General features: G+C 64.0%; 22 protein-coding genes and 1 pseudogene. 13 read left to right on the top strand and 10 right to left on the bottom strand.

Going from position 1 to position 21,145, the window contains the following annotated elements; translation table 11 throughout:
• A pseudogene (locus tag ABMA59_RS07200) lies at positions 1–195 on the top strand (IS5 family transposase); the annotation flags it as partial.
• 541 nt (positions 196–736) lie between these two features.
• Here the strand turns inward: ABMA59_RS07200 and ABMA59_RS07205 are convergent.
• Positions 737–1,387: a TetR/AcrR family transcriptional regulator gene (locus ABMA59_RS07205; RefSeq protein WP_349004657.1), complete on the bottom strand. Its 651-nt coding sequence runs from the start codon at positions 1,385–1,387 to the stop codon at positions 737–739.
• A 247-nt stretch (positions 1,388–1,634) separates the two neighbouring features.
• Between ABMA59_RS07205 and ABMA59_RS07210 the strand changes: the two genes are divergently transcribed.
• From ABMA59_RS07210 to ABMA59_RS07230, 5 genes are all read left to right on the top strand, one after another.
• Positions 1,635–2,591 (top strand): homocysteine S-methyltransferase family protein, encoded by a 957-nt coding sequence (locus tag ABMA59_RS07210; RefSeq protein ID WP_349004658.1) that lies wholly within the window; start codon positions 1,635–1,637, stop codon positions 2,589–2,591.
• A 114-nt stretch (positions 2,592–2,705) separates the two neighbouring features.
• The gene (locus ABMA59_RS07215; RefSeq protein WP_349004659.1) at positions 2,706–2,891 is read left to right on the top strand and encodes a YjiS-like domain-containing protein; all 186 of its coding nucleotides are present in this window, start codon (positions 2,706–2,708) and stop codon (positions 2,889–2,891) included.
• Between the two features lie 249 nt (positions 2,892–3,140).
• The gene (locus ABMA59_RS07220; RefSeq protein WP_349004660.1) at positions 3,141–5,090 is read left to right on the top strand and encodes a PatA/PatG family cyanobactin maturation protease; all 1,950 of its coding nucleotides are present in this window, start codon (positions 3,141–3,143) and stop codon (positions 5,088–5,090) included.
• A 301-nt stretch (positions 5,091–5,391) separates the two neighbouring features.
• Complete coding sequence (locus ABMA59_RS07225; RefSeq protein WP_349004661.1) at positions 5,392–5,607, top strand: hypothetical protein; 216 nt, start codon at positions 5,392–5,394, stop codon at positions 5,605–5,607.
• Positions 5,608–6,078: 471 nt separating this feature from the next.
• Positions 6,079–6,255, top strand: coding sequence for a hypothetical protein (locus tag ABMA59_RS07230; protein ID WP_349004662.1), 177 nt, complete (start codon positions 6,079–6,081; stop codon positions 6,253–6,255).
• A 161-nt stretch (positions 6,256–6,416) separates the two neighbouring features.
• Here the strand turns inward: ABMA59_RS07230 and ABMA59_RS07235 are convergent, their stop codons facing one another.
• From ABMA59_RS07235 to ABMA59_RS07250, 4 genes are all read right to left on the bottom strand, one after another.
• Complete coding sequence (locus ABMA59_RS07235; RefSeq protein ID WP_349004663.1) at positions 6,417–7,421, bottom strand: cytochrome d ubiquinol oxidase subunit II; 1,005 nt, start codon at positions 7,419–7,421, stop codon at positions 6,417–6,419.
• Between the two features lie 9 nt (positions 7,422–7,430).
• Entirely contained in the window at positions 7,431–7,838 is a 408-nt protein-coding gene (locus ABMA59_RS07240) for a hypothetical protein (RefSeq protein ID WP_349004664.1), read from the bottom strand.
• Positions 7,831–8,085, bottom strand: coding sequence for a type II toxin-antitoxin system Phd/YefM family antitoxin (locus tag ABMA59_RS07245; protein ID WP_349004665.1), 255 nt, complete (start codon positions 8,083–8,085; stop codon positions 7,831–7,833). The genes ABMA59_RS07240 and ABMA59_RS07245 overlap by 8 nt, the downstream gene beginning before the upstream one ends.
• 91 nt (positions 8,086–8,176) lie before the next feature.
• Positions 8,177–9,535, bottom strand: coding sequence for a cytochrome ubiquinol oxidase subunit I (locus ABMA59_RS07250; protein ID WP_349004666.1), 1,359 nt, complete (start codon positions 9,533–9,535; stop codon positions 8,177–8,179).
• Between the two features lie 177 nt (positions 9,536–9,712).
• Here ABMA59_RS07250 and ABMA59_RS07255 point away from each other — a divergent pair, with 177 nt between their 5' ends.
• Complete coding sequence (locus ABMA59_RS07255; protein WP_349004667.1) at positions 9,713–10,840, top strand: flavin-containing monooxygenase; 1,128 nt, start codon at positions 9,713–9,715, stop codon at positions 10,838–10,840.
• Here ABMA59_RS07255 and ABMA59_RS07260 read toward each other — a convergent pair.
• Complete coding sequence (locus ABMA59_RS07260) at positions 10,837–11,739, bottom strand: ribokinase (protein ID WP_349004668.1); 903 nt, start codon at positions 11,737–11,739, stop codon at positions 10,837–10,839. The two genes, ABMA59_RS07255 and ABMA59_RS07260, sit on opposite strands and share 4 nt — an antisense overlap.
• A 257-nt stretch (positions 11,740–11,996) precedes the next feature.
• On the opposite strand from ABMA59_RS07260, the gene ABMA59_RS07265 reads away from it, so the two are divergent.
• Complete coding sequence (locus ABMA59_RS07265; RefSeq protein ID WP_349004669.1) at positions 11,997–12,893, top strand: EamA family transporter; 897 nt, start codon at positions 11,997–11,999, stop codon at positions 12,891–12,893.
• A gap of 153 nt (positions 12,894–13,046) precedes the next feature.
• Here the strand turns inward: ABMA59_RS07265 and ABMA59_RS07270 are convergent, their stop codons facing one another.
• A complete protein-coding gene (locus ABMA59_RS07270) occupies positions 13,047–13,952 on the bottom strand; it encodes a methylated-DNA--[protein]-cysteine S-methyltransferase (RefSeq protein ID WP_349005209.1) in 906 nt (301 codons plus the stop codon).
• A 261-nt stretch (positions 13,953–14,213) separates the two neighbouring features.
• On the opposite strand from ABMA59_RS07270, the gene ABMA59_RS07275 reads away from it, so the two are divergent.
• On the top strand, positions 14,214–15,221 hold the full coding sequence (locus ABMA59_RS07275) for a hypothetical protein (protein WP_349004670.1): 1,008 nt from the start codon (positions 14,214–14,216) through the stop codon (positions 15,219–15,221).
• A gap of 128 nt (positions 15,222–15,349) precedes the next feature.
• On the opposite strand, the gene ABMA59_RS07280 is transcribed toward ABMA59_RS07275, so the two are convergent.
• Together ABMA59_RS07280 and ABMA59_RS07285 are read right to left on the bottom strand one after the other, a co-directional pair.
• Positions 15,350–15,829 (bottom strand): VOC family protein, encoded by a 480-nt coding sequence (locus ABMA59_RS07280; RefSeq protein ID WP_349004671.1) that lies wholly within the window; start codon positions 15,827–15,829, stop codon positions 15,350–15,352.
• 566 nt (positions 15,830–16,395) lie between these two features.
• A complete protein-coding gene (locus tag ABMA59_RS07285) occupies positions 16,396–16,887 on the bottom strand; it encodes a DUF2244 domain-containing protein (protein WP_349004672.1) in 492 nt (163 codons plus the stop codon).
• Between the two features lie 22 nt (positions 16,888–16,909).
• Between ABMA59_RS07285 and nth the strand changes: the two genes are divergently transcribed.
• Positions 16,910–17,695: an endonuclease III gene (gene nth, locus ABMA59_RS07290; RefSeq protein ID WP_349004673.1), complete on the top strand. Its 786-nt coding sequence runs from the start codon at positions 16,910–16,912 to the stop codon at positions 17,693–17,695.
• Here the strand turns inward: nth and ABMA59_RS07295 are convergent.
• Positions 17,689–18,138, bottom strand: a complete 450-nt coding sequence (locus ABMA59_RS07295; protein WP_349004674.1) for a DUF2214 family protein — start codon at positions 18,136–18,138, stop codon at positions 17,689–17,691. The genes nth and ABMA59_RS07295 overlap by 7 nt on opposite strands.
• A 186-nt stretch (positions 18,139–18,324) precedes the next feature.
• On the opposite strand from ABMA59_RS07295, the gene ABMA59_RS07300 reads away from it, so the two are divergent.
• The 3 genes from ABMA59_RS07300 (at position 18,325) to ABMA59_RS07310 (ending at position 21,135) form a co-directional block, all read left to right on the top strand.
• A complete protein-coding gene (locus ABMA59_RS07300; RefSeq protein WP_349004675.1) occupies positions 18,325–18,786 on the top strand; it encodes a cupin domain-containing protein in 462 nt (153 codons plus the stop codon).
• A gap of 106 nt (positions 18,787–18,892) precedes the next feature.
• Entirely contained in the window at positions 18,893–19,441 is a 549-nt protein-coding gene (locus ABMA59_RS07305; protein ID WP_349004676.1) for a GNAT family N-acetyltransferase, read from the top strand.
• A gap of 212 nt (positions 19,442–19,653) precedes the next feature.
• A complete protein-coding gene (locus tag ABMA59_RS07310) occupies positions 19,654–21,135 on the top strand; it encodes a DUF2793 domain-containing protein (protein ID WP_349004677.1) in 1,482 nt (493 codons plus the stop codon).
• The last annotated feature ends 10 nt before the right edge of the window (positions 21,136–21,145 follow it).

Consider the following 21,145-nt stretch of genomic DNA (forward strand, 5'->3'; position numbering starts at 1 on the left):
AAGCGCAACCGCAAGGACCCCGCGCCATACGATGCTGAGAAATACAAGTGGCGAAACCTGGTCGAGCGGCTGTTCAACAAGCTCAAGAACTGGCGCCGCGTCGCCACCAGATACGACAAGACAAAGGAATCCTACCTTGGCTTCGTCGCCATCGCAGCAGCCAAGCTTTGGTTACCCTTTGTCCACGAGACCTAGGAACTTTGCTGTCACTATTTGAGGGACTCTTCACGATTGGCCTCTCCGCCAATGAGGCCGCATAGGTTGAGGAGCTGCGCGACGTTTCCGATAATTCCGATCCGACGCTCATCACGAAGGCCCGCATGCAATCAGGGCGCTGTTCGGCAAATGAAGACGCCGGCATGCCCCAGCGCATCTTCACCAGCTCGCGCTGGCCAACATGGTCGGATATCGAGCTCAACGCTAACATCTTCCAGACGATCATGGCGCGTTCTGTGCCGGTCGAACAACTCTTGGATCCGAGGGGGCAGGCAAACCGACCGCTGTCGGTAGCGTCGTTCTGGCAACCTCCTATAAAGCAACGGCCGTTCGGCATGAGCGTAGGCATACTTGACCAACCGCCATGAGAACTGCGCCCAAAAAAACATCATCGGCTCCACGACGGATGGTAACATCCTTAGCGATTCACGACCTCAATTTAACGAATCTCAGTCGACGAAGCCTTTACGGTTTCGCTGGAATGCGGCGACGTGAGTCAATATGCTTTATCGAATATCCGTTATGCTGAAGCCACCAACCGTAGAGGCTGGGCAATCGGCGCGGCGGATGAGAAGGCCATGCGCACAAAACTGCGATAGGTCATGACCTGACGCTCCAGCCTTGAGCTGTCACCCAAGATCTTGGCCATCAGGATGCCGCCGTCGACGATGCAGCAGAGGGCATCCGCCATGTCGGACAGTTCGATGCCGTTGCGGATCGGATAGACTTCCGCGATTTCTTCCAGATAGCCTTGAAAGCGGGCGTTCCAGTCGATCGTCACCTTGCGGATCATCTCGACCACCTCGCGGTCGAACAGCCGCTCCTGGTAACAGACCGAGGCGATCAGGCAGCCGGGGTGTTTCGCCTTCACTTCGGCCAGCGTCTCGGCAAGCAGTTTCAGGCCGATCATGAACGCCTGCAGCGGGTCGTCGGAAAGCTGCTTTCCGCGGCCGAACAGGTCGTCGAACAGCGCATTGTTCTCGTCGATGAAGCGGCGTACCATCTCGCGCGCCAGCTCGTTCTTGTCATGGAAATGATAGAAGAAGCCGCTCTTGGTGATGCCGGCCTCGCAGATGATCTCGTCGATGGACGTCGCCTCGAACCCCTTTGCGAGCACCGACGCTTCGGCGATCTCGAGGATTCGAACGCGTGTCTCCGCACCCTTGCCCATGTCACCTTTCCTCGAATTCAGTGCACCAGCGGTACAGTTTTCAGTAAGGCGCAATACCACAAAAGCCGGTCAAAAAACCACAGAAATAGTCAACCTCTTGATTTGTATGGATTTGTCGGCACCACGCCAAATCCGAACCATGAGATTTCTAGTTTCGAGCCTCGCCATAGGGCAAAAAGCAGCATCTTCCAAGGCGGACCGCAACGCATTCTGCGCCGGAAGCCATAGACCCGGAATGGAGACGATGATGTCAAAATATCGGCATGACCTGCCGCAGCTCAAGGGCGGACTGTTCTTGAGCGACGGCGGAATGGAAACACAGCTCATCTTCCTGGATGGTGTGGAGCTGCCGCATTTCGCGTCCTACGTGCTTCTGGAGACGGAAGAGGGACGCGCACGGCTGAAGCGCTATTACGAGCATTATCTCGGGATCGCGGCCAATCGCAATGTGGGTTTCCTGTTGGAAAGCGCGACGTGGCGGGCAAATCCCGACTGGGCGGCCAAGATCGGCCACGATGCCGAGGACTTGAAGCGGATCAACAGGGCCTCGGTCCAATTGCTCGAGGAGTTGCGGGACGCGTGGGAGACGCCGGCCATGCCCTGCGTGATCAGCGCGGCGATCGGGCCGCGCGGCGACGGCTATAAGGCCGGCCGCATGGAGGCGGACGAAGCGGAGAGCTATCACGCCACGCAGATCGAGACGCTGGCCGGAACCGCGACCGACATGGTCACGGCCTTCACCATGAACACCGCCAACGAGGCGATCGGCATCGCGCAGGCGGCGAAGAAGGCCGGCATGCCCTGCGTGATCTCCTTCACCGTCGAGACGGACGGCAAGCTGGTCACCGGCATGGCGCTGGGCGACGCGGTCAAGGCGGTGGACGATGCAACCGGAGGTTCGCCGGCCTATTACATGATCAACTGCGCGCACCCCACGCATTTCACGCAGGCGCTGGCCGCCGGCGAAAGCTGGATCGAGCGCGTGCGCGGCGTGCGCGCCAACGCCTCGGCCAGGAGCCATCAGGAACTCGATGAATCCGATACGCTCGACGCCGGCGACCCAATCGACCTTGGCCGCCGCTACAATGATCTGCGCCGCGATTTTCCCGGCATGCGCATCCTCGGTGGCTGCTGCGGCACCGACCACCGGCACCTCGCCGCCATCTGCGAGGCTTGCGTGCCGTTTGAAACACGGGTCGCCTGACCCCGCGGGCCTATATCGGCTGATCACCACACCACCGGAGCCGCCACGGGCGGCCCACCGGCCAGACACCACCGGGGCGGGAACATCAACACCGTCGCGGGAAAGGATTTTGACATGACCACGCAACATCAAGCCACCCGTGCGACGGGCGGCCTGGCGGGCCTGTTCGGCCTGCTGTTTTCGCCACGGCGTCCGAGGATCGCCCGGCATCACCACACCGAGTTCGATGAGCTCGACGATCACACGCTGCGCGACATCGGGTTGTCGCGGGGGCCGGACCGCCTTTATCGCAGGGACTGAAGGCATCGGCACCCCAGCCGCCGGCTTCTCAGACAAGGCGAAAAGCCGGTCGGTCATCTGGCGATACACTGCTCAATAACTAACTCGACGCCATACAATCTATAAGTGTTATAAGTAAATCTCACAATTTTAGATTGACATTCCTTTGGGGAAGGCGGACGATGCGATCACGGGTTGCATCGTCTCGTCTTGCCCAGGGGTGGCGCAATGAGGGGGTCTGGAGGAATCGCTTGGCAGGATACCGCACAGTTGGGCGGTGGCGACGAGCGCATCCGGATCGCAGTCCTCGACGGGCCGGTCGATCTTGCGCATCCGTGCTTCGCAGGCGCGCGGCTCGGGGTCGTCGAAACACAGGCGGGCAATAGCGGCGCAGGCACCGCGCTGGCGCACGGCACTCACGTCGCGAGCATCATCTTCGGCCAGCCGGGTAGCACGGTCGAAGGCATAGCGCCTCGGTGCAGCGGCCTGATCGTCCCGATCTTCTCCGGCCAGGGCGAGGAGCTCGCCTGCTCGCAGCTCGACCTCGCCCGCGCCATCCTGCTGGCGATGGAGCACGGCGCCCACATCATCAACATCAGCGGCGGGCAGTTGGCGTCATCGGCAGAGCCCGATCCGCTTCTGGCAAACGCCATCGAGACCTGCGCGCGGCGCAATGTGCTGATCGTGGCCGCGGCCGGCAATGACGGCTGCGCCTGCCTGCATGTGCCGGCCGCGGCGCCCTCGGTGCTGGCGGTAGGTGCGATGGACGCGGAGGGCATGCCGCTCGAATCCAGCAACTGGGGACCAGCCTACCGGCACCAGGGCATCCTCGCGCCGGGCGTGGACGTTTTGGGCGCCGCGCCCGGCGGCGGCACCGTGCGCCGCAGCGGGACGAGCTTCGCCACGCCATTCGTCGCCGGTCTGGCCGGCCTGCTGGCCGGGTTGCAACTGACACGCGGTCGGCCGCCCGATCCGCACGCCATCCGGACGGCGCTGCTGAAACACGCGCTGCCCTGCATTCCCGGCACATCCGACGATTGCCGCAAAGTGCTCGCCGGCCGCCTGAACATCGCAGACACCGTTAAAGCCATCACAGGGGGAGACACCATGAACGAAGACATCGACATGCCGAACCTGAACGATGCGTCGTCCTGGACGCATTCCGAAACGATACCGGCTCCCGCGGCTCTTGCTGGGACAGCCTCCTACGCTGCGCTCTCCGCCAGAGCGTCGGGCGATGGCGTCCGCCCCTCGGGCGAAGACGGTAACGTCGCAGCCTCACAGACCAACCCGTCCGGAGAGGCAGGCCGCATTACCCCATCGGACTGCGGCTGTGGCTGCGGCGGAAAGGACAAGAACGGCGGAGAAGGCGGATGCAGTTGCGGCGGCAAGGGCGGCGAGGCGAAGAAGCCGCAGTTGGTCTACGCGCTCGGCCAGCTCGGCTACGATTTCGGTTCCGAGGCACGTCGCGACTCGCTCGTGCAGACCATGCATGGCGCCGACAACAATCCCATGCTGCCGGACCAGTGGCTGGCCCACCTCGAAACCGATCCTGAAGATGCGCCGGCGGTGATCTGGACGCTTAATCTGGACGCCACGCCGATCTATGCCATCCAGCCGGTCGGCGCCTATGCCGATGTCGGCTACAAGAAGCTGCGCGAGGCGCTGGCCGCGCAACAGTCAAATGGACAGGACCGCGCCGATCTGGTCTCGGTGCCGGGGGTCATCGGCGGCTCGACGCGGCTGCAGTCGGGCCAGGTCGTTCCGATCATCGTGCCTGCCATTCGCGGCATCTACAGTTGGGCCACGGAACCGCTGGTCAAACAAATCGCCGGCGCAGCCGCCGAGGCGGCAAACGCGCAAGACGTGTTCGACCGCTTCTCGGCCGGACTGAGCAACTATCTTGACCGAGTCTACTACGACCTGCGCAACCTCGGGCTGACGGGCGAGGAGCGCGCCCTCAACTATTCCGCCACGAACGCGGTACAGGTCGCCGATGTGATCCGCGCGACCACCGAAAACAATCTCGACCTGGACCGCATCGCCGTCAAGAAGAGCCCCGTCTGCCGGCCGGATTCCGAATGCTACGACGTCGAGATTTCGTTCTTCAACCCGAACAACACCAACGTGGCGAGCCGCATCTACCGGTTCACTGTCGACGTCAGCGATGTCGTTCCGGTGACCGTCGGCACAGTCCGTAGCTGGACGCGGAGGGTGTGATGGCGGCCAAGGCAGCGCAGGCCAAGAAACCGCGCCGACAAGGCCGACGACAGTCCGCCGCTGCGACAGCGGCGTCCACCGCTCGGTCAAACCTGCCGCGCCAGATGGCGCCGGTCATACGCGGCGTGAGTTCCTCGCCGTGGCGGGCGCGCCTCCAATCGGCATCCCCGGCGCTATGTGCCAACTGTCTGCATGCGTGTCAGCAAGCGGGCCTGCCGCCCGGCGTCTGCGCCAGGGTCTGCGCGGCGTTGTGTTCACTCTAAGGATGACCCGCCCGTTTTGATCAACAAGGAGAACCGAAATGCGACTTCCCCTCCAATCGCGGCCGGTCGCGCGTGGTGCGGCCACACACCCGACCTCGAACGGCATCGACCCATCCGGCTGCGACATCTTCAAGAAGATAGCTTGCGGCACAGCGCTGCTCGCATGCGGCGCCGTTTGCGTCGGCAGCTTCGGAGCGGCCTGCGCTCAATGTCTCGCAGGCATCGGCGCCGCGGGGTGTATCGACTGCGTCTAGCAAAAGTTGCGCATCGGCGCGGGGACGATGCCACGAACCGTCTCGCACGAGACGATTTCATCAGACCGGGCGTCCCGGGCCGGTCGACCGAGAGGAGACTGAGATGAAGTTCCCGACACAAGCCAGACCCGTCGCACGAGGCCTTAGCCAGGGCCGCGACGAATCGTCCAAGATCGCCGCTTCCGATTGCTGCGGGGCAGGCAGGTGCTGCGTCGGCGCATGCCTGCCGTTTGGCGGCGGCTGTGCCGGCGTCTGCGTGCCCAATATCGGCCAGTGCTGATGGCGCGACAGCGGGTGTGAACGCGGCTGGCTGAAGCGCCCCGGGCCAGGCGCCCGACCTTAATTTGTGCCGCTTCCGCCTGAGAACTCGATCGCACCGCCGCGGGAGCGATGCGACCATGGTGGCGCTCCAACACAGCGCCTACGTTGCGGACCGAGCGTCCCGGGCCGGTCGATCAAGGAGAGAAAACCATGAAGTTCCCAAACCAAGCCCGTCCGGTGGCGCGCGGGTACAACCGGTCGCGCGACCTTTCGGCAGGTGTGAATCCTTCCGGCATCGCCTGCGACATTTGCCGCATCGGCTGCCAGGCATTGCCGGAACCTGCAAGGTCGCTGTGCCTGCTGGCCTGCGACAACACGGTCTGCTGAGCCAAGGGCGTCGGACAGGCAACTGCCTGCCCGACGCCTTGGCAACAAGTAGTTTCCTCAGCAATCGCCCCAGTAACAATATTGGCTGCTGCGTCGTCGCCTCGTCATTGCCACGACGCCGCGTCCAACACCATTTCGACCGGCGCTATCCATTTCCGCTATCAATCATACCTCAAATCGTCCGCCTTGCCGCCGAAGACGCGGTAGGCATAGACGGAATAACCGAGGATGACCGGCAGCACGAAAGCCACACCGGCCAGGATGATGCCCAAGGCCTCCGGCGCCGACGCCGCCTGCCAGATGGTGAGACGGTCCGGCACGACGAAGGGATAGAACGACCAGGCGAGGCCGGCGAAGCCAAGCGTGAAGATCGCTGCCAGCGACAGGAACGGCAGGATGGCGTGGCGGTCGCCGGGTTTCGGCAGATGGAACGTCTGCCACCAGAGCCACAGGAAAAGGATGCCGGAGAGGATCGGCAGCGGCGAGAGCCACAGCAGGTCCGGAAACACGAACCATTTGTCGAAAATGCGAGGGCTGGCGAGCGGAGTGGCGAGCGAAACGGCGGCCATCCCGAGGGCGGTGAACACCAGCGCCGAGCGCAGCCACAGCACCGCCTTTTTCTGCAAGGCGCCGTCGGTCTTGTAGATCAGCCAGGCCGCGCCCATCGCGGCGTAGGCGGCGGCGAGGCAGAGCGCCACCTGTGCGCCAAAAAGCATCGCCGCCGGGCCGGTCTGGAGGCCGAGCACATAGACGCCGAGCATAAAACCCTGCGCCAGCGAGGCGGTGAGCGAACCCAGGAAGAAGATGCGGTTCCAGCGGTGCTTTCGGTGCGTCGGCACTTTTGCGCGGAAATCGAAGGCGACGCCGCGCAGGATCAAGCCCACCAGCAGCACGAAGACGGGCAGATAGAGCGCCGTGAGGATGACGCCATGCGCCATCGGGAAGGCGACCAGCAGCAAGCCGACCGCCAGCACCAGCCAGGTCTCGTTGGCGTCCCAGAACGGACCGATCGCGGCGATCATGCGGTCCTGCTCGTCGTCGCCGGCCAGCGAGAACAGGATGCCGATGCCGAGGTCGAAACCGTCGAGCACGACATAGATGAGGATCGACAGGCCCATCAGGCCGGCGAAGATCAGCGGAAGGAGGGTCGGCCAGTCGAGGGTCATGCTAATCTCCTAACCGCGAGGGATTGCGCGAATTCCTTTCGCGCGCGCGGCTTTCGCCGCCTCGGCTGCGATCCGTCCGATGAATTTCCGCGAGAACACGCCGAGCGGTTCGGCATCGTCCAACGCCAACGAGTTTTCGGGATCGTCGCTGTTGAATTCTTCGACTACGACCCAAGCAGGCGTATAGAGCTTGGCGCGTCGTGCTTCCGTATCCGGCACAGCGACGGCGGTGGTATCCCTACCGAGTGGCGAGGACGTGATCGGAAACAGAATGGCGCGTCTGCCGCCGTTTCGTTGCGAAATGACGACCATCACGCAACACGGCCGTGCCTTACGTCCGGTCTCCTCGCCGCGCAGATGCTCCCGCCACCACAGGTAGGAGTAAAGAACGACCTGTCCATGCAACAGGTCAACCATCCATTGCTTCCGCGTCCGCCGCGACGGCATCCATGGCGGCAAGGAAATCCCGACGCTCCTCTTCACTCAAATGGTCGACATGATGCGCGCGCTGCGCGCTCTTGCCTTTCAGGCGATCATAATGGGCGGCGGTCATGATGACGAATCTGCGTTTGCCACGGCTGGTGATGTCCACCGGGCCCTCATACGCGGCCTCGACAACCTCTCCCGATCGATTGTTAAGTTCCGTAAGCGTGAAGCTCGGCACGGCCACCTCCTACCTAAATTAGCTATTTTACCTAATCTAGGAATTTAGAGATGTTCTCGCAACGGTGCAATCATGCTGCGCCCGCATGCGCTCACCCCGCCATCGGCTGCGCGGCCGGCTTGTCGAGCACTGCCGGCAAGGGCGATTTGTCGCCTTCCTTTGCCGCCTTCAGCGCCAGATGCACCAGCGTCGCGATGTAAGCCATAAGGAGAAAAGCGTAGAGCAGAAGATAGACGGTCAGCGTCAAGGCGACATGGCTGCCTGCCACTGGCCCGACCGCATCGGCGGTCTTCAACACGCCGGTGACCAGCCAGGGCTGGCGGCCGATCTCGGTCACGTACCAGCCGGCCAGCGTCGCGACCCAGCCGGAAAACGCCATCGGCACCATCAACATGGCGAGCGGTTTCGGCAGTGTGTGGCGGCGCCCGAGAAAATAGGTGGCCGTCCACGAGACGGCGAGCATCAACACGCCGACGCCGACCATGATGCGAAAGCCCCAGAACAGCGGCAGCACCGGCGGATGGTTGCCGACATAATCGTTGAGGCCGGGAACGACGCCGTCGGGACTGTGGCGCAGGATCAGGCTGGCGCCGTCGGGGATTGCCACTTCGAACAGGTTTTCGCGCAACGCCTCGTCAGGCCAAGCGAACAGCACCAGCGGCACGTTGGCGCGGGTCTGCCAGTTGGCCTCCATGGCCGCGATTTTTTGCGGCTGATGTTCCAGCGTGTTCAACCCGTGCTGGTCGCCGACGAAGATCTGGACCGGGATGAGGATCGCGCCGAGGAAGGCGCCGGTGCGTAGCGCCTTCCACATCGATTCCGAGCGGTCGCCAGCCAGATATCGTAGCGCCGAGAGCCCGGCGACGAGGAACGAGACGGTGAGCCCCGAGGCGAGCAGCATGTGGGTCAGCCGGTAAGGGAAGGACGGGTTGAAAATCACCGCCCACCAGTCGGTCGCATGAGCCACGCCGTCGCGGATCTCGAACCCGGCCGGCGTCTGCATCCAGGAATTCAGCGCGAGAATCCAGAAGGCCGACATGGTCGTGCCGAAGGCGACCAGCACGGTCGCCGCCGTGTGCACCTTGTTGGAAACGCGGCGGAAGCCGAACAGCATGATGCCCAGGAATACGGCTTCCAGGAAGAAGGCGGTCAGCACCTCATAGGCAAGCAGCGGCCCGGCGATGTTGCCGACCTTTTCCATGTAGCCCGGCCAGTTGGTGCCGAACTGGAAGCTCATGGTGACGCCGGAGACGACGCCCATGGCGAAGGTCAGCGCGAACACTTTTACCCAGGTAAAATAGGCGCGCATCCACGCCGCGTCGGAGGTAGCGTTGTAGCGCAGCTTGAAGAACAGCAGCACCCAGCCGAGCGCAATGCTGATGGTCGGGAACAGGATATGGAACGAGATGTTCGCGCCAAACTGCATGCGCGATAGAATGAGCGGGTCCATAAGGCGTGCCCCCGGCTGGTTCCTACAATGTAGAGTATGTCCTGACGCCAGCACGGTCAAAGCGGCACGCGGACGCGCGGGGCGTGATGTCGCACCTCACCATGAACGGACAGGCGGGCGGCTTGACAGGGCCGCGCTTCCGCCCGATCACCGGCGCGGCAACGGCCGGAGCGTGGCATGATCGAGACGGAGGTTTTGGTGATCGGCGGCGGCGCGGCCGGACTGGCCGTGACGCAGGCGCTGGCCAGGGCCGGCATCGGCGTGCGGCTTGCCGAGAGTGAGGCACAACTCGGCGGACCCTGGCGGCGGCGGCACAAGCACCTGACGCTGAATTCGCATCGCGACCTGTCGGTTTTGCCCGGGGTCGGATATCCGGCGGGCACGCCCGCCTTTCCCGCCCGCGCGAAGGTGATTTCGCTGTTCGAGGATTTCGCCCGGCTGCACAAATTGCCGATCGACTATTCCGCGACCGTGGAACGGATCGACCGGGCCGGCGACCGCTGGCAGATCAAGGCCGGCGAGCGCACGTACCGGGCCCGGCACGTGATTGTCGCGACGGGCAGGGACAAGCTTCCCTTCATCCCCGACTGGCCGGGCAGCGACGGGTTTACGGGCCGGATCGTGCATTCGGCGGATTTCGGCGAAGCGGCCTTCTATCGCGGCCAGAGCGTGCTGGTGGCGGGCGCCGGCAATTCCGGCATCGACGTGCTGAACCATCTGGTCCGGGTCGAGACCGGGCCGATCTGGCTGTCGGCGCGGCATGCGCTGGCGGTGCTGCCGAAGCGTGTGTTCAACATCGCCGTGCACAAGATTTCGCCGATGCTGGCGCGGCTGCCGCTGGCGCTGGCCGACCTGATCGTCTCGACCGTGCAGCGCCTGACATTCGGCGACCTGAGCGGCCTCGGCCTCCCCAAATCGGCGGGGGGGCCGGCCACGCGGCTTACCGTCGACAGCGTGGCCATCGCCAGCGACGACGGTGCGATGGCGGCGATGAAAGCCGGGCGTGTCAAGGCGGTGCCGGAGATCAAGGGTTTCGACTGTACGAAGGTCGTTCTGGAAGATGGCCGGTCGGTCGAACCGGATGTGGTGATCGCCGCGACCGGCTATCGCACGGGACTGGAGGCCATGGTCGGACATCTCGGCGTGCTCGACGGACGCGGCAGGCCGCGGTTCAATGGCGGGCAGAACGATCCGAACCTGCCCGGCCTGTGGTTCACCGGAATGCGGGCCGACCTGCGCGGCTGCTTCATGAACGCCATCGACAAGGCCGAGGCGATCACCAAACGGATCGTGAAGGAGCGCTAAGCAGTCTTCAGCGCCGCATCGACCTCGCTGCGCGACGGGATCGAAGGCTGGGCGCCGTGCTTGGTGCAGGCCAGCGAACCGGCGGCGGCGGCGCGAGCCAATGCCCGTTCCAGCGGCAGCCCTTCGGACAGGCCGGCGGCCAGATAGCCGCAGAACGTGTCGCCGGCGCCGACCGTATCGACAGGCGTCACCGACAGGGCGGGAACGCGCAGCACCCGGTTGGCCTCGACGGCGACGACACCATCGCCACCCAACGTGACGACGACAATCCGGCCGGTCTCGGCGGCGAAGGCACGCATTCGGCTCTCGCGATCGTCGCCGGCAAGGCCGAGCGCGTCGGCATAGAGGTCGAACTCCGTTTCGTTGGCGACGACATGATCGGCCTGGGCCAGCAGATGCGCGGCCTCTGGCCGGAACGGGGCCGTGTTGAGGATCGATCGCGCGCCCGCCTTGCGGGCACTGTCGAGGGCGGTTTCGACGGTCTCCAGAGGTACTTCGTGCTGAAGAAGCACCACATCGCCCTTGCGGAAATCGGCCTTGGCCAGATCTCCCGGCAGCACCGTGCCGTTCGCGCCGGCGACCACGACAATGACATTCTCGCCGTGGCGATCGACGAAGATCAAAGCCACACCGGTCGCGGCGGCGGCTTCGCGCACCCCGGAAAGATCGACCCCGCCTTCCCTGAGCAGGGCCAGCGCCTCGGTGGCGAAGGCGTCCTTGCCGACAGCGCCGACCATGCGCACCTTGCCGCCGGCGCGAGCCGCCGCGAGTGCCTGGTTGGCGCCCTTGCCGCCCGGCGCGGTGCGGAAGGTCGAACCGGGCACCGTCTCGCCAGCAGCCGGCAGGCGCTCGACATTGGCGATGAGATCGAGATTGATCGAGCCGACGACGGTGATCAAGGCAGCCTCCCCTTACAGTGTTTTGCCGACCTGTAGCCTGTCCCCGGCGCGATGGAAACACAGGCGATTGCAATGTTCGGCCACAGGGACTTGGGAAGTCTCGCGACGCATATGATAGCTCGGGGTCGGAACAGCGGCCGGCAGCCCAAATCGTGTGCCAAACTCCGTGCATTCCGTGGCGCAGTCCAGCGCCGCGTTTCCGCCGCAGACTGGCCTTCATCGAACCGGCCGAACCGTTTCAGCGAAAGTCCCTTACCGTGCAACTCCGTCATCTCCTGCTCGCGCTTACCATCGTGATGATCTGGGGCGTCAATTTCGCGATCATCAAACTGGGGCTGCTGCAGATGTCGCCTCTGGCGCTGGGCGTCGCGCGGTTCGCGCTCGCGGCATTCCCGTGGGTGTTCTTCATCAAGCGTCCGGATGTGCCCTTCAGGTTGCTCGCAGCCTATGGATTGCTGATGTTCGCCATGCAATTCGGCTTCCTGTTCACGGGAATGAAGCTCGGCATGAGCGCCGGCCTGTCGTCGCTGGTGCTGCAGTTGCATGTGTTCTTCACGATTGGGTTGTCGGTGATCCTGCTCGGCGAACGGCCGACGGCCTGGCAGATGGGCGGCGCGGTTCTGGCCTTTGGCGGCGTCGGCCTGGTGGCGGCGAATGTCGGCGGCGACGTGACCCTGGCGGGGCTGATGCTGCTGATCGCGGCGGCGGCATCGTGGGGCGGCGGCAACATCGTGTCGAAGCGGATTTCCCAAAAATCCTCGACGGTTAACGTGCTTGGCCTGGTGGTGTGGGGGAGCCTGTTCGCGCTGCCGCCGCTGGCCGTTGTCGCGATGGTGCTGGACCCGGAAAATTTCGTGTCGAGTTTCACCGGCCTCGACTGGGTCTCGGCCGGCGCAATCGCCTATATCGTTTATCTGTCGACGCTTTTCTGCTTCGCCGCGTGGAGCCGGCTGCTCGGCCTCTATCCGGTGTCCACGGTGGCGCCGTTCACCCTGCTGGTTCCGGTGTTCGGATTTTTAGGCTCGGCGGTGCTGCTCGGCGAACCGCTGCAAGGCTGGAAGCTCGCGGCGTCCAGCCTTGTGATCGCAGGGCTTTGCGTCAATCTTTTCGGCCCCCGTCTCTTTGCCATGCGCCGCGTCAACCTGGGAAGGTGACGCGATTTCAATCACCTGCCGAAAAATCACGGGGTGAAATCCGGCGATGCGCTGACGCACCCCCCTCGCTGGGATGACGTGAGCGCGTTTTCTGGCATTTCAAGCCGACGGCTCGTGCTTTTCTACTGACCGACCTCTGCCGATCTACAAAAGTCAGACGGAAGGCCTGTCCGTCAGTTGGCCCGCCTCCCAGCCGAGGATGGCGCGCTTGCGGGTCAGGCCCCAATGGTAGCCGGTGAGCGCGCCCGTCTTTCCAAGCGCCCGGTGGCAAGGCACCACAAAGGACAGCGGATTGGCGCCGATGGCCGCACCCACGGCGCGCGAGGCGTTCGGCTTGCCGATCTCGGCGGCGATCGAGGAATAACTGCGGGCCTTGCCCATCGGGATTTTCAGCAGTGCCTCCCAGACGCTGACCTGAAAGTCGGTGCCGATCATGACGACGCGCAGCGGCTGGTCCTCCTGCCAGCGGGCCGGATCGAAGATGCGGGCTGCATAGGGCGTGGTGGCGGACATATCCTCGACATAGACCGCGTTCGGCCAGCGGCCGCTCATGTCGGCGAAGGCCGCCCGCTCCTGGCCGGGATCATTGAAGGAAAGGCCGGCGAGCCCGCGGTCGGTGACCATGACCAGCGCGATGCCGAAGGGCGAGATGTGATAGCCGTAGCGGATGACCAGACCCTCGCCACGGGTCTTGTAGTCGCCGGGCGACATGGCCTCGTGAGTGACGAACAGGTCGTGCAGCCGGCCCGGACCGGACATGCCGAGTTCGAAGGATGTCTCCAGCAGCGGCATGCCGTCGTCGAGCAGTCTTCGCGCATGGTCGAGCGTGACCGCCTGCAAAAACGCCTTCGGCGACAGGCCGGCCCAGCGAGTAAAAAGTTTCTGCAGACCCGTCGGCGTCTCGCCGACGTCTTCCGCCAGCGCCTCCAGCGAAGGCTGGTCGCGATAATCGAGGCTGATCTTTTCGATGACCCGGCAGACAGTCGAATAGTCGCCGCCCTCGGGCGTGATCTCGCGTTGCAGGACGGGCGCGGCTTTGAGTGGCATGGCGGTATTCATAGCGGGATGAGCGTTCATGACAATGTCTCCTTGGTCCCGAATATCGCGTCTGCTGACACGCGAAACCACCCGAAACTTGCCTGTGCGGGGCGTATCCTGGGTTGATTTTCCGAACGCCGGACCGTCCATGTGCCGCCCGTTGCTCTTCTCCCATGGCATGTCCTGGGCTAAACAGGCTTCAACCGGTGGTAGGGCTGGATGGCTGAAGCGAGCAGGTCGACTTTCCCAGCGTTTTTGCCCGAGCGGCGGGCGGCAACGGCAATGGCATTGCTGGTCGTCGTCATGGTCATTGGCTGGAGAATTCCGCTGCCGGGCCTCGATCTCGACAGAGCGCGACCGTACTTCCTATCCGGCGCTGCTCTGTCAAACCTTTCGATATTCGCGCTTGGCGTCTTCCCTCTCTTCACGATCATGGCCTATGCGGAAACCGCAAAACTGGCCGTGCCGCCGCTGGCACGGTGGCAAACAAGCTCGATCCGGAACGCGCGACGCCTAGCTATGATCGTGTTTGCGCTGTCATTGGCGCTGGCAGCCTGGGAAGGCTACGGGGTGCTGGTGGCGCTTGCAGGGAGTGAGATTTTGAGGCCGGAAACCGGCATCGTGGTGGCAGCTCTTGCCTCCTTCATCGGCTGCACGGCCTTGACGATCTGGCTGGCCGACGATCTCGGGTTTCCCGAGCTTGGCGGCGGGTTCTGGCCGTTGATGGCGATACCGACTCTCCTGGATTTCCCCGGGCAGATATCGGAACTGATTACGATGTTCAGAACGCGGATGACGCAGGGCGACCAGTTGTTGATTGTGGGGCTGTCTCTGCTGGCAGCAATCCTTCTCGTCGTTTTCGCCAATCTGCTTCTGTCGCGAAACGGCCGCGCTTCGGGAATCGCCAGAACCTCTATCCAGCTCTGGCCGCCCTATCTCGCCAGCATGGTTGCGGGGTTCGCCACAATTCTGTTGCCGGCCGAAATGCCGGGCTGGCCCTTCGTCGCACCATCTTTCTTCGAGGTCGCGCATCTGACGATGGCGGTCATTTTCATTCCGATCTTCGTCTTCGCCTATGCCCACAGTTTTCGGCTCTCGCAGCCCGACGGATCGACCTGTTGGCCGTGGCCGGTCCTTCTCGCGGTTGCGGCGATCCAGATCGCCGTGTCCATTGGCGCTTGGCTCCTGCCAGCCTATTGGGGCCTCCCCCTCAGCCTGTCCGGAGGCGAATTGCTGGTCGTGGGAACGGTGATGCTCGCACTGCGCGGTTCTCAGCGGCAGGTTGCCTGACACAGCCTGATTTGCAGGACATGACCCGTCTTCCAGAGGGGGCCGATGCGGAAAATCGCAGCCAATGGCCGACATATCGGATGAAGGGCTGGCGACGCCGCAGTCGGCAATCCGTCAACCCGTGATCGTCAGCCGCGCCGGGCCTTGTCGATCGCGGCGACGTCGATCTTGCCCATCTCCATCATCGCCGCGAAGGCGCGTTTCGCTTCGGCGCCGCCGGCCGCCATCGCCTCGGTCAGCGTACGCGGCGTGATCTGCCAGGAGACGCCCCATTTGTCCTTGCACCAGCCGCAAGCGCTTTCCTGGCCGCCATTGCCGACGATGGCGTTCCAATAGCGGTCGGTCTCTTCCTGATCGTCCGTGGCGATCTGGAAGGAGAAGGCTTCGTTGTGCTTGAACATCGGCCCGCCATTGAGGCCGAGACAGGGAATGCCGGCGACCGTGAAATCGACGGTCAGCACATCGCCTTCCTTGCCGGACGGGTAGTCTCCGGGGGCGCGGTGGACGGCGCTGACAAAACTGTCCGGAAAAACCTCGGCATAGAAGCGAGCGGCGGCCTCGGCGTCCTTGTCGTACCACACGCAGATCGTGTTCTTGGCGATTGCCATAACTTGTCCTTTCGCTCTTGAACCCCCGTCCGTTCCTCGCATTCGAGGACGATCATAGCCGGTCCCGAAGGCGCGGCACGACCATTCAATGCGCTTGCGCCACCCAACGTTCCGCCAGCAGGCACTGCAAGGTTGTAGCAGGATCGCGGCCGCCACTCTTAGGACCAGATGCGGGCAATGGCCCAATCGGGATGGCCGGGGCGCCACGCTGCGCGCCCACCAAGCAATCCCGAGTGTCTAGCCCCACAGAGCGCTATACAAGGCCCAGATGACGACGATGGCAACAGCGGCGACGGCCAGCATGAAACCTATGCCGAAAATCCAGGTCCGGCCTCCAGGCTTTTGTGGCGACGGCATCTTTCCTGTCATGTCGTCAATCCCATCACTCCGCGGCGATGCCTGCGACCAAGACCGTCGGCAAAATTGCGTCGGATGACCACGAAATGGGCCGCCGTTTCGCCCTGGGCAAGGGATGATCGCTCGGAACTACGCAATTGACGGTGAAACCGGGACCCCGCCCCGAAGCCGGCAAGACAGTGCCCCACCTTACGCCGCCAATCGTCCGCTCAGCTTTTCGCCTTCGCCAGCGCGCTCGAAAATGCCGCGGCAAAACTCTCGCGGTCGTCGGGATTGAGGAAGGAGCCGATCGGCACGGCCTGTTCGCGTGACTCCACCATCATGCGGGTGATGCCGATCTCGTCGTGGCGCGAGACGGAAAAGCGCGTCCAGAACGGGTTGAAACGGTGGGCCTCGGAGCGTCCGGAGGGCGCGGTCTTTTTGATGTCGAGTGCGGTGCGCGACACCGACACCTCCTCGCGGGCACGGGCGGCGCGGTAGTTCAGGCGGAAGGCGATGTAGACGGCGAGCACGTCGAGGCCGAAGAAGCCGAAGACCGGCCAGGCGCCATGCGACAGGAAGAACGCGCCGGTGACCAGCCAGCCGAACAGCAGCGCGCCCATGAGGATGGCAAAACCTTTTCGCCCGAGCGACCGGTGCGGCGTCAGCAGCGCCCGGAAAAAGGGCTCGTCAGGCTCCCGCATGGCGTTTGTGTCGTCCATGGCGGCCAATTATAGATGGCTCATGAAAAACCCCAAGGTCAAAAGCGTCGCAGCCGGCAGCCGGCGCGACGGTTCGAACGTTATACCGCGCCCCCGGCCAGCGAGGCCCCGTTCCGTCTATCGGCCCGAGGAGGTGCATGAGATTTTCCGCCGGTTTTCCGTGCAGCGGCCGGAGCCGAAGGGTGAGCTGGAACACGTCAACGCCTTCACGCTGCTGGTCGCGGTGGTGCTTTCGGCGCAGGCGACCGACGCCGGCGTGAACAAGGCGACGCGGCCGCTGTTCGCCGTGGCCGACACGCCCGAGAAGATGGTCGCTCTGGGCGAGGAGGCGGTCGGACAGTACATCCGCACCATCGGCCTGTGGCGCGGCAAGGCGAAGAACGTCATCGCGCTGTCGAAGGCGCTGATCGAAGACCATGGCGGAGAGGTGCCGGCTGACCGCGACGCGCTGACCAAGCTGCCGGGGGTGGGCCGCAAGACCGCCAATGTCGTGCTCAACATGGCTTTCGGCCAGCCGACCATGGCGGTCGATACGCATATTTTCCGCATCGGCAACCGCCTGCTGCTGGCGCCGGGAAAGACGCCGGAGCAGGTGGAGGCGGGGCTCGTGAAGATCATTCCGCCCGAATACATGCGCCACGCGCATCACTGGCTGATCCTGCACGGACGTTACGTCTGCAAGGCGCGCAAGCCGGACTGCCCGCGCTGCGTGATCGCCGATATCTGCAAATCGCCGGAAAAGACGACGTCGATCCCGGCGCCGCTTGTGGAGATAGGGGCGATCGGGGGACTGGAGGCGGCTCAGTAGCCGAAGCCGCGCGCCATGGCGGCGGCGAAGATGAGGATGAGGGCGAAGAAGCCGGCCTCGGCCTTGAGCCAGAAGCGCAGGGCGGCGACCTCGCCGTCGGGCACCGGATCGGATGCGGCGCGGCGCCAGCGGAGAATGCGCAGGGTCGGCGGGATGGAAAGCAGGCCGACGGCGGCGAAGGCGGCCATCTTCATCCAGAAAACCGGATTGTAGACGTAGAATTCCCAGCCCTTCAGGCCGAAGACGACGCGGCAGATGCCGATGAGGATCAGCAGTCCCGCCGCCATGCCATAGGCGCCGTCGATGCGGCCGAGCAGCGGCAGGCCGCGCGCGTCCAGCCCTTTGCGGACAAGCACGAGTTCGGCGGCGAGCAGGGCGGCCAGCAGGAAGGCCAGGCCGTGGTGGGCGATGGCAAGGACAAGATCGAGGATGGCGGCGTCCATAAGCTAAGCTCGATATGTTTACATTGTAAAGATCAATATGATAGGAATCCCTCGCAGTCAATCGGCTGGAAGCGGTCGGCGACGCCCGCTTCGCCGAGGCCCGCAGAACGGACGGCTGGGCCATCGCTCCGACGTTGCAGGGATGGCAGTCGTCCGTGCCGGCCGAATTTCAAAGGAAGAATTACCATGCCAAAGATCGACATCGAAAAGGTCCCGGACGTCAAAGGCGCCGGCTATCCCGCGCCCTTCGACGCGCCTTGCGCCGAGCGCCTGCGCCAGCGGCTCGGCAACGCTGGCGGCCTGAACGATTTCGGCGTCAATCTGATGCGGCTGCCGCCGGGCAACTGGTCCAGCCAGCGCCACTGGCACACCCATGAGGACGAATTCGTCTATGTGCTGGAAGGCGAACTGACGCTGGTCGAGGACGGCGGCGAGACCGTGCTGCGCGCCGGCGATTGCGCGGCATTTCCGAAAAATTCCGGCAACGGCCATCACATGATCAACAGGGCTGGCGCGACGGCGGTCTATCTTGAGGCCGGTTCGCGCTCGCCTGCCGACATCACCTATTGCTCCGACATCGACATGATGAGTTCGAACGCCGACGGCAGGTTCGTGCACAAGAACGGTACGCCCTATCCGGAAAGGTGAGCAATCGTAAGGGATTGTCATCTGGCCCCCGTTGGCGCCGATGCGTGGATGCTTCCCAAGCGGACTCCGGCGGCTATGGTCCGCGTGTCGCCGCCGCGAGATTTGCATGCCCGCATCCACCATCATCGAAATCCCGTCGATCGAAACGGAACGAACGATCCTGCGCGCGCACCGGCCAGGCGACTTCGAAACCTATGCTGCGATGTGGGCGACGCCGGAGGTGACGCGCCACATAGGCGGCTATCAGCGGACGAAGGACGAAAGCTGGATACGTTTCCTGCGGCACGCCGGCACGTGGGCGATGCTGGGCTACGGCTTCTGGGCAGTCGAAGACAAAGCGAGCGGGCGCTTTGTCGGCGAGGCGGGCTACCACCAGATTTTCCGCCATATGACGCCGTCGATCGACGGGTTGCCCGAATGCGGCTGGGCGCTGATACCCGAGATGCACGGAAAGGGCTTTGCGACGGAAGTCGTCAATGCCGTTGTCGCCTGGGGAGACAGAATGCTGGGCGGCCAGCGGCAGGTCTGCATCATCGACCACGATAACCTTGCCTCGATCCGGCTCGCTACCAGGTGCGGGTTCGGCAATCCGGTGGAGGCGACGTTCGACGACAAGGCGGTGTTCCTGTTCGAGCGGCGCGCTGCGGCGGCGTGAAAAAGGGGATGGAATTCAGCCCAATCTCCAAAGATTTTTCGCTGGTGCCCGGCAAGGAATTCGCCGACTCGTACTAAAATCAAAGCCTTAGTTGAGATCTCGGCCGGTCCCTGGCGCCCGGACAGAGCGACGTCTCAGCCAAAAAGCAGCTTCCGATCCCCCTGCCCTTCATCCGCCTTACCATGATGCCCGCGTTTCAACAGGGCACGGGCATGGACACTTCAGACAATCTCGACCTTCCCTACATCATGCCTTCGCAGGCGCAGAAGCATGTCACGCACAATGAGGCGATCGGCATGCTCGATGCGCTGGTGCAGCTTCGCGTGCTCGACCGCGACCTCGCCGCGCCGCCGGGCGCGCCGGCGAATGGCGACCGCTATATCGTGGCGGCCGGCGCGACAGGCGGCTGGAGCGGGCAGAGCGGAAAGATCGCGCATAGGCTCGACGGGGCATGGTCGTTCTACGCGGCAAAGCCGGGTTTCTTCTGCCATGTCGCCGACGAAGGGGTCTTTGTCCATTGGACCGGGTCGGCGTGGGAGCCGCTGACGGCCACGCTGGCCGTTCTGCAAAACCTCGCGCTGCTCGGCGTCGGGACCACCGCCGACAACACCAATCCGTTCTCGGCGAAGCTCAACAAGGCGCTGTGGACGGCAAAGACGGTTTCGGAAGGCGGCGACGGCGACCTGCGCTACACGCTGAACAAGGAGACGGCGGCCGACGTGCTGTCGCTGCTGCTGCAGACCGGGTTTTCGGGGCGTGCCGAACTCGGTCTGATCGGCGACGACGATCTGACGCTGAAAGTCTCGGCGGACGGATCGGCCTGGACCACCGCGCTCAAGATCGACAGGACGAGCGGCCAGTTCACGATCAACAATGCCTTCAATCTCAACGCCGCTCTGAATATTTCCGGTGCGGCGCTCGGCATCACGCGCGACGGGTCGGCGAGCCTGATGCGGCTCGCCAGCTATCGCGACACCAATGCGACCCATGCCACCTTCGCCGCCGACGTGGCGCGCGGCAGCCTGGCCGCTCCCGCCTATATGACCAATACCGGGCTGATGGCCGAGTTCATCGTGCGGCCATGGGATGGAACGGCCATCGGCAACGTGACCAGCGGACGGCTGGCCTTCCGCGCAAGCGAAAACCACGGCGCTTCCGCGCGGGGCACGCGCTGGACCGTCGAACTGACGCCGAACGGCAGCACGACCACCACTGAAGCCGGTGCGCTCGACCATTCGAGCGGGCTTTCGCTGTTTTCCGCGACGGTGATCGACGCCAACCGGCATTTCCGGCTGCGGTCCTATACGATCGCCACCTTGCCGTCGGCGTCACCGGCTGGACAGATGATCCATTGCTCGGACCTCGGCGGCGGCGGGCAGGTGAATTCGGACGGCAGCGTGTGGCGGCGGGTGTCGCGCGGCGGCCAGCAGGCCGTTTCCAGCGACGCGGATTTCACGCTGACGGTGTTTTCGAGCGCCGAGGAACAGAGGCACACCGGCACGCTGACAGCCAACCGGACCGTGACGCTGTCTGCGACCAATGCGTATTCGGGGGCACGCTTTCGGCTGACGCGGACGGGTGGCGGAGCATTCAACCTGTCGTTCGGCGGACTGAAAAACCTCGCCACCAATACATGGGCCGAGGCGGTGTATGACGGCTCGGCGTGGTATCTGGCGGCGTATGGGGCGCTGTGAGGGCCTTAAC

Origin of the sequence: Mesorhizobium yinganensis (assembly GCF_040081985.1) — a bacterium.
GTDB classification, from domain to species: Bacteria; Pseudomonadota; Alphaproteobacteria; order Rhizobiales; family Rhizobiaceae; genus Kumtagia; species Kumtagia yinganensis.